This is a genomic window from Streptomyces sp. NRRL WC-3742, assembly GCF_000720635.1.
Classification (GTDB): Bacteria; Actinomycetota; Actinomycetes; order Streptomycetales; family Streptomycetaceae; genus Kitasatospora.
Map to the genome: position 1 here is coordinate 76,791 of NZ_JOCF01000031.1, position 12,025 is coordinate 88,815.

Annotated in this window: 7 protein-coding genes and 1 pseudogene; 3 read left to right on the forward strand and 5 right to left on the reverse strand. The window is 71.2% G+C overall.

What is annotated here, in order from left to right:
* Positions 1-9 precede the first annotated feature (9 nt).
* Complete coding sequence (locus IH61_RS0118555; RefSeq protein WP_031071105.1) at positions 10-555, reverse strand: DUF6817 domain-containing protein; 546 nt, start codon at positions 553-555, stop codon at positions 10-12.
* Between the two features lie 351 nt (positions 556-906).
* On the opposite strand from IH61_RS0118555, the gene IH61_RS0118560 reads away from it, so the two are divergent.
* Complete coding sequence (locus tag IH61_RS0118560; RefSeq protein WP_063763224.1) at positions 907-1,890, forward strand: hypothetical protein; 984 nt, start codon at positions 907-909, stop codon at positions 1,888-1,890.
* Here the strand turns inward: IH61_RS0118560 and IH61_RS0118565 are convergent.
* From IH61_RS0118565 to IH61_RS0118575, 3 genes are all read right to left on the reverse strand, one after another.
* A complete protein-coding gene (locus tag IH61_RS0118565; RefSeq protein ID WP_031071109.1) occupies positions 1,839-2,375 on the reverse strand; it encodes an RICIN domain-containing protein in 537 nt (178 codons plus the stop codon). The two genes, IH61_RS0118560 and IH61_RS0118565, sit on opposite strands and share 52 nt — an antisense overlap.
* Positions 2,376-2,559: 184 nt before the next feature.
* Positions 2,560-3,609, reverse strand: a complete 1,050-nt coding sequence (locus IH61_RS0118570) for a methyltransferase domain-containing protein (RefSeq protein WP_051837367.1) — start codon at positions 3,607-3,609, stop codon at positions 2,560-2,562.
* Between the two features lie 163 nt (positions 3,610-3,772).
* Entirely contained in the window at positions 3,773-4,180 is a 408-nt protein-coding gene (locus tag IH61_RS0118575) for an ATP-binding protein (protein ID WP_063763227.1), read from the reverse strand.
* 229 nt (positions 4,181-4,409) lie between these two features.
* Here IH61_RS0118575 and IH61_RS0118580 point away from each other — a divergent pair, with 229 nt between their 5' ends.
* Entirely contained in the window at positions 4,410-5,684 is a 1,275-nt protein-coding gene (locus IH61_RS0118580) for a helix-turn-helix domain-containing protein (protein WP_031071122.1), read from the forward strand.
* Positions 5,684-6,244: a flavoprotein gene (locus IH61_RS0118585; protein WP_037972992.1), complete on the forward strand. Its 561-nt coding sequence runs from the start codon at positions 5,684-5,686 to the stop codon at positions 6,242-6,244. Before IH61_RS0118580 ends, IH61_RS0118585 begins: the two co-directional genes overlap by 1 nt.
* A gap of 516 nt (positions 6,245-6,760) precedes the next feature.
* Here the strand turns inward: IH61_RS0118585 and IH61_RS50290 are convergent.
* Positions 6,761-11,994, reverse strand: a pseudogene (locus IH61_RS50290) (type I polyketide synthase); the annotation flags it as partial.
* Positions 11,995-12,025 lie beyond the last annotated feature (31 nt).

The following is a 12,025-nucleotide window of genomic DNA, read 5'->3' on the forward strand; positions in this document are numbered from 1 at the left end:
GGGGAACGGTCAGTTCCCGTGGATCGGCTGGTCCAGCACGCTGCGGCAGTGTGCCCAGGCGGGCTCGGACAGCAGGGGCCTCCAGCGGGTGAAAAGGTCAAGCAGGTCGGCGCCGTAGCGGGCGCGGACCTCTGGGCTGATTGCGGCGATGTCCAGCTCGTTGGCGGCGGTGATTTCAGCGAAGTCCCGACGTGCTTCGAGGCTCGGGTTCATCGGTGCGCCGGTGAACCGATCGACGAATGTGCCGTGGTTGTCGGCCAGTTCGCGGTAGGAGGACTCGCGGTCGCAGGAGGCGTAGAAGTAGACGAGTGCTTCGGCCTCGACGCCGATCGCCTCGACCAGTTCCGCGCGGCGTTCCAGGTCCAGCAGCGCGACCGGGAACCCGTCGGTCCCGTAGAACGCGTGACACAGCCCAGCCGACACCAGCGCCGGGCGAGCGCCCCACGAGGCGAGAAGGTCGCTGACTCGCTGAAGGTGCGCCAGCAGCGTTCCGCCGGGATGCTCGATCCTGTCGGCTCCGGCCGCCTGCAGGATCGCCAGTGCCTCTGCGGTCATCTCAACATCACCCATCCGAACGATCGCCGTATGAACTGAAAACAACCATGATCGTAGGGCGGAAAACTGCTGATCACGCCGCAATGGCGTCAGCTCGCCGCGAACCGAAAGTGGCCGAAGCTCAAGCGGCGTGGGTCGAGTGATCCCTTAGTTGAACGGGTGGGTAACCACCTACCAACCACCCCTGTGCGCAGTCGATATGACTTATCGTCACGACTTCACTACCACTGGTCGCGCCGTGTAGCGTGCGCACCAACGAAACAACCCCCGTCGGTGTTACCAGCACCGGACGGGGGTCTGACCGCTTCGATCGATGGGACTCGATCTGTGGCTATCCACGACTCTACCGCCATGGCCGCCTCCGGATACGGAAAGCGCTCCGCTCCGGACCAGTTCCCTCGCGGCGCCACTGACTTCTCCCATCTCCCCGCCCGCGAGGCGTACCTCGCCTCGCTCATCGACCGGCTCCCTGACGGCGCGGCGATGGACGTCAAAACCCTCGCCGCGTACCAGCCCCTCTTCGGGCAGATGGCCGTCCGTACGGCGCTCAACAGGCTCTCCGCCGCAGGTCACCTGCGTCGCATCCGGGAGCGCATCGACTCCAAGGACTGCCGGTGGGTGCACCGCACCTACTTCTCCCGGACCCCGCGCAGCGATGCCTGGTGGGACCGCTTCATCGCCACCGGCGAGGCGTCAACACCCGCCGATCCCGATCCCCCGAAAGAGCGACCGGCCACTCCGGCCCAGGCGCCGGCCCAGACCCCCGCCTACGCGGCCCTCGCCGACCTCGGCCTCGCCGACGCCCGGCTCTCCCTCTCCGCCGCCGACTGCACCGCCCTCGAACCGCTCGCCGCCGAATGGTTCGCCCGGGGCACCACCCCGGCCCTCTTCACGGCCGCCCTCGCCTCCGGACTCCCGCCGGAGATCCACAGCCCGGCGGCCTTCACCCGCCGCCGCCTGGTCGACAAGCTGCCGCCGGAACGCCCGGTGTCGGCTGTCCGCATCACCGAGTGCACCGCCTGCCGAGCCCCCTGCCGCCAACCCGCCCTCCTCGGCGGCCTCTGCCGCCCCTGCCGCAGCACCCCGACACCGCCCCCGCCCACCGGCCTCTCTCCTGCCGCCGTCCACCACCACGCCGCCCGCATCCGGCAGGCGATGGCCACAGGGACCCGCGCGGGGAGGGGGCCAGGTCCGCTGACAACGGCGAGGCCCCGCACCCCAGGTGTCGGGGGTGCGGGGCCGTCGTGCGCGCGGGAACCAGGGCGGGAGTCAGGACAGGAAGATCAGGACGGGAAGATCGGGGCGGAGACGACGTTCTCCTCGGCACTGTCGTAGCAGCCGAACAGGCGGACCTGGGCGCCCTGGTAGAGGCCGCCCCAGGAGTTGAGGCAGTTGGCGGAGGCGACCTTCGGCTGGATCTGCCTGCCGTTGCCCTTGTAGACCCAGTTGAACCAGGTGTCGTTCGCCGAGCCCTGGGTGCAGGGGTAGAGGCGCATGTGGTTGCCCGTGGTGTCGCCCCCCTCCCAGTTGTTCACGCACAGGACGTGCCCGTTGTTGCTCCCGGACGCGTGGATCTCGAAGTGGGTCGCGTCAGCCGGGTACAGCGAGAACTGCTGAGCCTCGGTGCCGTTGCAGCCCCAGATCTGGACCGTGGCACCGGTGTCGAAGCTGCCGCCGGAGACGTCGAGGCAGTACCCGTTGGCGAACCGGACCTCACCCCAGACCGAGCGGGTATCGGCGTGAGCGGTGCCGGTGCCGAGCGTGGCGGCGAGCAGAGGCGTCGCGGCGACTGCGGCGAACTTGGCCAGGAATTTGCGCATGGTGGTGCTCCCCCGTTGATCAGCAAGATGTTGACCGTGATCGTAGGGGATTCCCTCCGAACCTTGATCATCGAGCGAGGACGAACTGGAATCGGAGCGGGGCGGTGGGCGCGGGGCGGTGACCTCTGCACAGGAAGTCGGCGGGGCCGACTTCCTGTGCACCGCGTTTTGCCGAGGCTCTGGTTCACAGTGTGTTGTCGGGGCTGTCGAGCCAGGCATGGTGGGTGTACTCGGTGACGGTGAGGCCGAAGCGTTCGGGGCCGGGGCTGCCCTGGTCCTGCCACCAGCCGTAGGCGGTCTCGACCTCGTCCCAGAGGCGGTCGGTGTCGGAGTCCCAGGCCGTCCAGATGTCGGGGACGAGGAGGCCGAGGGCGAAGCGGGCCTCCCGGCTGTTGCCGGTGACCTTGTGCGGGGAGAAGGTGCTGGTGCTCTCGTCGGTGCGGTGGTCGTCCCGGACGATGTCCCGGAAGATGCGCAGGTCGCGGCACTGGTTGCGCATGAGTACGGACGCGGAGTGGGGGCTGAACCGCCCTTCGGCGTGATCCTCCGCGACGGTCAGCCTGAGCAGGCCCCAGGGGATCATCGGGCTGTCCCAGGGCGTGAGGATGACCCCGCCGGGCTCGGTCTGCTCGATCCAGGCCCAGGGGACTCGCCGGACGGCGCAGGTCGAGACGACGCGGTCGTACGGCGCTTGGTGGGGCCAGCCCAGCGAGCCGTCGCCGCAGAGCAGTTCGACGCTCAGGCCGGCCGCGTTCAGGTTCGCCCACGCCTGCCGGGCGACGTTCTCGTTAACCTCTACCGAGGCGACCCGGCCGGGCCCGAGCCGGTGGGCCAGCAGGGCGGCGTTCCAGCCGGTGCCGGTGCCGATCTCCAGCACCTTCATGCCGGGCTGCACATCGAGGTCGCGCAGCATCCGGACGACGATCGAGGGCGCGGAGGCCGAGGACGACGGCCAGACATCCTCACCCGGCTGCTCCCCGTCGTTCACCTGGGTGACGATCGGGACGTCGAAGTACGCCTCCGCGAACCAGCGTTGATGGTCGGCGGAGAGGTCACACGGCTCGTAGCCGCCGAGCCCGTTCTCCAGCCAGATGCGTTCGGGGAGGAAGTGATGACGCGGCACCGCCGTGAGCGCCTCCACCCATTCGCGGGGGACCGGGCCGTCGAGCGCTGCCTCGACGGCCCGGAGCAGGCTGCGCGATGCGGCGTGCTCCGGTCGATACAAGGAACTCACTTCGTGTTGCCGTCCCTAACTGTTCAGTGGGCGCGGTGGATCAGGACGAGAGCGGCGGTGACCACGTGCAACGCGGCAGCTGCGGACACCCCGTAGGCGGTCCAGATGTGGACGGGATCGGGGGTGGGTGATGCGTCCTCGGGATCTTCTGGTGGGACGGGCTTCACCGCGGGGTCGGAAGGTCGGCGTGGACGATCTTCCCGAGTGCGAGGGGCGTGACGCCCCAACGCCCACGGGTGAGTTGGTGAACCATGGAGAGGCCACGCCCCGAGGTGGCACCGTCCCCGGCCCGGATCATCACGGGCATCGCGCGGGAGCCGTCACCGACGAGGATGCGGACGACCCGGGAGGAGGGGCGCCGGATCGCGACGACCATGCGGGTCTGGCAGCCGGTCCTGATGGCGTTGGTCGCCAACTCGCTGACGATCAGGGTGGCATCGTCCACCAGCTCGTCCAGATCCCATTCCTGGAGCTTCGCCCGCACCAGCCGCCGAGACGCCCCCACCGACTCCGGCAGGTAGGGCAGGCAGATGGTCGCCGGCTCCGAGTGCTGATGGATCTGGACACCCAAGTCGGGCCGCCGCGCGACAGCGCCTCTCACAGTGTTCGAGAGGAGGTTCATCAGCGCTTCTCCTTAGCGGCTGGGGCAAAGCTGCCGACGAACAGACAACTGCACCTCAGGGACGTGGAGCTGGGTCCGAAGCATGCCGGGCATGGCCTATGCAGATTCCGCATCACAGACAGTTCCGGTGCGGATACGCTCGGCATATCGGGTGTGATCAGTGCAAGCAGGAGAAGCCATGTCACGGACGACCAGCAGAGACACCGCTGTTCTCTCGCCCGGTGAGGTGATCCGCCGGGCGCGGGTGCTCAGTGGTCGCTCGCAGACGGATGTGGCCTCGGAGCTGGGGTATCACCAGTCGAAGATCAGTCGCTTGGAGAGCGGGAAGGGCACGCAGGACATCGAGGTCCTGCGTGCCGTCGCGGCCGTGCTCGGCATTCCGCTGGCGAGCTTCGGCCTCGCGCCCCCGGCTCACACGGACAGCAGGATGGACGATATGCACCGCCGAAACTTCCTGGCCGCGAGTGCCGCTGCGCTCGCGGCCCCCGTGAGCCATCCGCGAGTGGCGAAGGATCTCGTGCGGGAGCTCCTGCCCGGACCGGTGCGGCTGGATCAGGCCCCTCTTTCGACGGCTGTGCTTTCGGCCCGACTGTCCCAGGCCCGGAGGTGCTTCTACAGCTGCCGTTATGCCGAACTCGAGGCGAAGCTACCGCAGTTGATCGCCGATCTGCGCAGTGCGCAGCACGCAGATCGAGCCGATGATCACGCGCTCTCCGGGATGCTCGCTACGGCCTACCAGACTGCCGTGAGCCTGCTGCTCAAACTCGGTGACCATGGAAACGCCTGGCTCGCTGTCGGCCGGGCCATGACCGAGGCGGAGCGGAGTTGCGACCCGGTGGTGCTGGCGTCCAGTGTCCGGGTTCAGGCACATGTCCTTGCCCGCGATCGGCACACCGCACCTGCCATCAACCTGATCCGTCACACCGCCGACCAGCTCGCCGGCCGCTACGACAAACGATCGCCCGGCTACCTTGCGGCGTTCGGTCTGATGCTTCTCCGTGGTGTGACTGCCGCGAGCGCGGGCGGAGACCGCGCGAAGGCGGGTGAATTCCTCGCCGAGGCCCGAGACGTCGCGCGATACGTGGATCTCGACGGGCCGGAATCCTGGGCGAACTTCAGCCCCACGAACGTTGCGCTCCATGGAGTCAGCTCCGCCGTGGCGCTCGGTGATGCCGGGGTGGCGCTGGCGGATGCCCAGCCTCTGATGCGTCGCCGTATCCCGGTCCCAGAGCGGCGTGCCGCACTCTGGGTGGATGCTGCCCGGGCCCACAGCCAACAGGGCAAACTGGCCGAGGCGGTCCAGGCGTTGAGGATCGCTGATGGCTGCGCATCGGAGGACGTCCGTCGTCGCCCCAGTGTGTTGGATCTGGTCGGAGATATGGCTGCACGAGACCGGCGCGGTAGTGTTCCGGAACTTCGCCGCCTCTGCCAGGAGTTGGGGGTTCCGATTTGATGGCGCGCCGAGGGCCGATCCTCTACATCATCGTCTGCGCGGCGGGAATCGCCGACGGCGTTGGCGAGCTGATCGCGGCTGCCCATGCGGAAGGCTGGGCAGTTGTCGTGGTCGCCACCCCCAGCGCTCTCGGGTTCATAGACCAGGAAGCCATCGAGTCTCAGAGTGGCTACCCGATCCGCTCGGCGTGGTCCACGCCGAGCGGATCGCCATCGGTGCCCCGGGCCGACGCCATTGCGGTTGCTCCAGCCACGTTCAACACCATCAACAAGTGGGCGGCGGGCATCGCCGACACGCTCGCACTCGGCATCCTGTGCGAGGCTTACGGGCTCGGTATCCCCGTGGCCGTACAGCCCTACCTCAACTCCGCCCAGGCCGCTCACCCCGCATATGTCGAGAGCTTGACCCGCCTCCGGGCAATGGATGTATTCATCGGCGACTACGTTCCCCACAAGCCCAAGTCCGGTGGTGGCCGGAACGCCTACAACTGGATCAGCGTCCTCGACCTGCTCCGGCCGGTGATGCAATCGAGGGGCGGGGAAGCCAGCAATGGTGACTGACGAACAGGCCAAGGGGCACGGCGGGCTACCTCTTCGAGGCGGGGATGCTCAAGCTGGCCGAACGGTCCGGAGGCCGTTGCCGCCGTAACTCCGGGTCACGTGCTCTGAGCTTCCACGGAACGGCCTCCTCAGGTACTGGCACACGCCATCCTGGGATCCCAACCACTCTGAGAGGTAACCCGGATGGCGAGGAGGCTGCCTTCGTCGGAACCACCTCCGCAGATTCTGGCCGACTCCAGGCGCGCGCTGACTGGCCGGACGAGGTTTGGGTGGGAGTGCGGGGCGCGGGCTCTCGGCTGCAGCGCGTGGGGTGGTTCGGGGTGAGGCCGGTCGCCGAGGCCGAGCAGGAGAGGGACTCTCGCGCAGGGGATGCGGGGTGCCGCGCAGGAAGTCGGTGGGGCCGACTTCCTGCGCGGGTGTGGGCGTTGTGGTGGGTGGGGCGTGGTGTGGCTGTTGCGCAAGCAGGGCGGCGCCGGAAGTCGGGGGGACCGACTTCCGGCGCCGGGCGTGAGGAGGTCAGACGCCTAGGTCTTCGATGAAGCTGAACAGCTCGTCGTCAGTGGCCGTGGAGACGTCGGCCGTTGTGGTGGGCTGGGTGTCGAGGGTCGTGAGGAGTTCGCGCAGGCGGGTGGTGAGGCGGGTGCGGATGACCGGGTCAGTGGGGAGGTCGGCCAGGGAGCGCTGGATCTGGTCGAGGTCGGCGAAGAGGCGCAGGCCGTCCGCCGGGCGGTCGGCCGGGTCGCCGAAGCGGGTGGCGAGGTGGGCGGCCAGGGTGGCGGCGGTGGGGTAGTCGAAGACGAGGGTGGCGGGTAGGCGCAGCGCGGTGGCGGCGGTGAGCTGGTTGCGGAACTCCAGGGCGGTCAGGGAGTCGAAGCCGAAGTCCTGGAAGGGCTTCTCCGGGTTGATCTCGGAGGCGTCCGTGAAGCCGAGGATGGTCGCGACCTGGCCCCGGACGAGCTTGAGCAGGTGCTCCTGCCGTTCGGTGGCGGAGAGGCCGGCGAGTCGGGAGGCCAGGCCGGTGGAGGACCGGGTGTCCCGGGTGGCCGCCCGCCGGGCGCCCGCCGGGCGGAGGCCGCGCAGGAGGGCGGGGAGGTCGTCGGTGCGGTGGCGCAGGGCGGGCTGGTCGACCTTGAGGGCGACCAGGACCGGCCGTTCGGCGGTGAGTGCGGTGTCGAGGGCGGCGAGGCCCTGGGCTTCGGTGAGCGGGGGCAGGCCCTGGCGGCGCATGCGCTCGAGGTCGGACTCGGCGAGCCATTCGCTGAGGCCCGTCCGGGTGTCCCACAGGCCGTAGACGACGGCCGTGCCGGGCAGTCCGGCGGCGCGGCGGTGGGTGGCGAGGGTGTCGAGGAAGGCGTTCGCGGTGGCGTAGTTGGCCTGCCCGGCGGCGAGGACCATGCCGCCGGCGGAGGAGTACAGGACGAAGGCGGTGAGCGGGAGGTCGCGGGTGAGCTCGTGCAGGTGCCAGGCCGCGTCGGCCTTGGCGCCGAGGACGCCGTCGAACTGCTTGCGGGTGAGGGCGTCGACGAGCCCGTTGTCGCCGACGCCGGCGGCGTGGACGACGGCGGTGAGCGGGTGCTCGGCCGGCACGGTGGCGAGCAGCGCGGCGAGCGCCTCGCGGTGGGCGACGTCGCAGGCGGCGACGGTGACGCTCGCGCCCAACGCGGCCAGCTCGTCGCGGAGTTCGGCGGCACCGGGGGCGGCGAGGCCGCGTCGGCTGGTGAGGAGCAGGTGCCGGACGCCGTGCGTCCCGACCAGGTGGCGGGCCGCGAGCGCGCCGAGGCCGCCGGTGCCGCCGGTGATCAGGACGGTGCCGTTCGGGTCGAGCGGCGAGGCGGCAGGAGCGGCGCCGGGGTGGCGGATGAATCGCGGCGCGGCCACCGTACCTGCGTGGAGAGCGAGTTCGGGTTCCTCGGTGGCGAGGGCGGCGGGCAGCAGGGGCAGGCTCTCCTCGTCGGTGTCGAGGAGAGCGAAGCGGCCCGGGTGCTCGGCCTGGGCAGCGCGCACCAGGCCCCAGACCGGGGCGACGGCGAGGTCAGGGTCGGCGGTGGCGACAGCGCCCCGGGTGACGAGGGCGAGGCGGGCGTCGGCCAGGCCGTCCTGGGCGAGGAACGCCTGGACGACATCGAGCGCCCGGTAGGTGGCCTCGCGCAGCCGCTCGGGCGTATCCCCGAAGGCGGGGGCGGGGATCTCGGCCAGAATCCAGGCCGGACGGGCTTCGGCGAGCGCGGCCCAGTCGGGGTGGCGGTCGACGCCGGTGAGGCCGGGCAGGTCGTCACCGAGGACGGCGAGGCCGGTGGGCGCGGGGCCCGTGGCCCGTACGGTCGTCCACTCGACGTCGAAGAGGACCTCGGAGGAACGGTCGGCGGTGGCCAGTTGCTCCACCGAGAGGGGGCGCAGCCGCAGCGCGCCCACGGTGAGGACGGGCGAGCCGTCCGCGTCGGCGATCTCCAGCCGGACGCCGTTGGCGCCCTCGGAGCGGACCCGGACGCGGACCGTCGTGGCGCCCGTGGCGTGCAGGCTCACGCCCTGCCAGGCGAAGGGGAGGGCGGGGAGGCCCGGCTCGACGTCCTGCAGGAAGTCGCCGAGGGCGAGGGTGTGGAGGGTGGCGTCGAGCAGCGCCGGGTGGAGGCCGAAGAGGGCGGCCTCCGGGTGGGCGGGCTCGGGGAGTTCGACCTCGGCGTGGACCTCGCCGTCGAGGGACCAGGCGGCGGTGACGCCCTGGAACAGCGGGCCGTAGTCGAGGCCGAGCTCCGCCATGCGGTCGTACAGGTCCTCGACGGCGACGGGCTGCGCGCCGGTCGGGGGCCAGGTGCTCGGCGAGGCGGGCTCCTCGTCGGGGGTGGGGGAGAGATGGCCCTCGGCGTGGAGGGTCCAGGGCGCCTCGGTGTCGGCCGGGCGCGAGTGGACAGTGACCGCGCGGTGGCCGTCCTCGGCCGGGGCGCCGACCGCGACCTGGAGCTGGACGGGCGTGGCCAGCGGCAGCGGGGCTTGGAGGGTGAGTTCGTGGAGGTGGGTGGTGTCGGTGCGGTGAGCAGCTTGGAGGGCGAGTTCGACGAAGGCGGTGCCGGGGAGGAGGGGGGTGCCGTGGACGGTGTGGTCGGCGAGCCAGGGGTGGGTGGTGAGGGAGAGGCGGGCTGCCGGTCGAAGGCGTAGGTGGGCAGGTCGACGGGGGCGGCCTGGGCGGGGAGCAGCGGGGTCCAGTCGATGCGGGCGCCGCGCGTCCAGAGGGTGCCGAGGGCTTCGAGGGCGATCCGGTCCTCGGGGTGCCTGCGGCGGGTGACGGGCGCGACGGTGAGCTGTTCCTCGTCGGCGAGGATCTGGCGGGTGAGGGCGGTGAGGATGGCGTCGGGGCCGGTTTCGATGTAGGTGGTGATGCCCTGGGCGTGGGCGGCGCCCAGGCCGTCCGCGAATCGGACGGCTTCGCGGACGTGGCGCACCCAGTACTCGGGGTCGGTGAGCTGGGCTGAAGTCGCCATTGTTCCGGTGACGTTGGAGACGACGGGGATCGTCGGCTCGTGGTAGGCGATGCTCTCGGCGACCGTGCGGAACTCGTCGAGCATCGGGTCCATGAGCGGGGAGTGGAAGGCGTGGCTGACGCGCAGGCGCTGGGACTTGCGGCCCGAGGCGGCGAGCTGCTCGGCGACGGCGGTGACGGTGGCGTCCTCGCCGGAGATCACCACGGAGGTGGGCGCGTTGACGGCGGCGATGGCGGCGGTGTGCTCGTGTCCGGCGAGGAGCGGGAGGACGTCGGCCTCGGTGGCCTGGACGGCGATCATCGCGCCGCCGGTGGGCAGTTCCTGCATCAGCCGCCCGCGTGCGGCGACGAGCCGGGCCGCGTCCGCCAGTGAGAACACCCCGGCGACGTGCGCGGCGGCCAGTTCGCCGATGGAGTGCCCGATCAGGGCGGCGGCCCGCAGCCCGTGGCTCTCCAACAGCCGGTACGCGGCGACCTCGAAGGCGAACAGCGCAGGCTGCGTGTACTGCGTCCGGTCCAACTCGTCAGAGTCGGAAGCCTCGAAGCACAGGTCGCGCAGCGACCGCCCGAGCAGCGGGTCGAAGGCCGCACACACCTCCTCGAAGGCCGCCTCGAAGACCGGGAACGCGGCGGACAACTCCCGCCCCATCCCGGCCCGCTGAGCGCCCTGCCCGGTGAACAGCACGCCCACCTTCGGCGCCCCCTGCGCCGCCCCGGTGACCGCCAACCGCCCGAGCTCGCCCCGGAGTTCGTCCAGCTTCGCGCCGACCACCACGGCCCGGTGCTCGAAGACCGTCCGCCCGTGCAGCGCCTTGGCGACGGCGCCCGGGTGCAACTCCGGCTGCCGCTCGACGAGTTCGGCGAGCTTGCCCGCCTGCCCGCGCAGCGCCTCGGGGCCGGCGGCCGACAGCAGCCAGGCGTGCGGCCGGGCCTGCTCCTCGGTTTCCGTCCCCTCCGAGGGCTCGGCCTGCTCCAGCACCACGTGCGCGTTCGTCCCGCTGATGCCGAAGGAGGAGACGGCCGCCCGGCGCGGGCGGTCGAGCTCGGGCCAGTCGCGCTGCGAGGTGAGCAGTTCCACCGCGCCCGTGTCCCACTCGACGTGCGGGCTCGGCTCCTCCACGTGGAGTGTTCTCGGCAGGACGCCGTGCCGCAGCGCCATCACCATCTTGATGACGCCGCCGACCCCGGCGGCCGCCTGCGCGTGCCCGATGTTGGACTTGAAGGAGCCCAGCAGCAGCGGCCGGCCCCCCGGGCGCTCCTGCCCGTACGTGGCGAGCAGCGCCTGTGCCTCGATCGGGTCGCCGAGGGTGGTGCCGGTGCCGTGCGCCTCGACGGCGTCGACGTCGGCGGGCGTCAGCCCGGCGTTGTCGAGGGCCTGGCGGATGACGCGCTCCTGGGAGGGGCCGTTGGGCGCCGTGATGCCGTTGCTGGCGCCGTCCTGGTTGACCGCCGACCCGCGCACGACGGCGAGCACGCGGTGGCCCTTGGCCCGGGCGACGGAGAGCCGCTCCAGTGCGAGGACGCCGACGCCCTCGGCCCAGGAGGTGCCGTCGGCGGAGGAGGAGAAGGACTTGCAGCGCCCGTCGGGGGCGAGGCCCCGTTGGCGGCTGAACTCCAGGAACATGCCGGGCGTGGCCATCACGGTGACGCCGCCGGCGAGCGCCAGTTCGCAGTCGCCGTTGCGCAGGGCCTGGGCGGCGAGGTGCAGGGCGACGAGGGAGGAGGAGCAGGCGGTGTCGAGGGTGACGGCCGGGCCCTCCAGGCCGAGGGCGTAGGCGACGCGGCCGGAGATCAGGCTGCCGCCGCTGGTGGAGGCGAGCAGGGCGTTCATGCCGTAGTCGTGGTACATCACGCCCGCGAAGACGCCGGTGCGGGAGCCGCGCAGGGTGCGCGGGTCGAGGCCGATCCGCTCGATCGCCTCCCAGGAGGCTTCGAGCAGGAGGCGCTGCTGCGGGTCGATACCGACGGCCTCGCGAGGGGAGATGCCGAAGAACTTCGGGTCGAACTCGGCGGCGTCGTACAGGAATCCGGCGCGGCGGCAGTAGGAGGTGCCGGGGTTCTCGGGGTCGTCGTGGAAGAGGCCCTCGATGTCCCAGCCCCGGTCCTCGGGCAGCTCGGAGACGGCGTCGCGGCCCTCGATCACCAGGTCCCAGAGCTGTTCGGGGGTGGTGACGCCGCCGGGGTAGCGGCAGGCCATGCCGACGACGGCGATCGGCTCGCGGTCCTTGTCGCGGACCTCCTGGAGGCGCTGCCGGGTGCTGTGCAGCTCGGCGGTGACGCGCTTGAGGTACTCGACCAACTGCTCT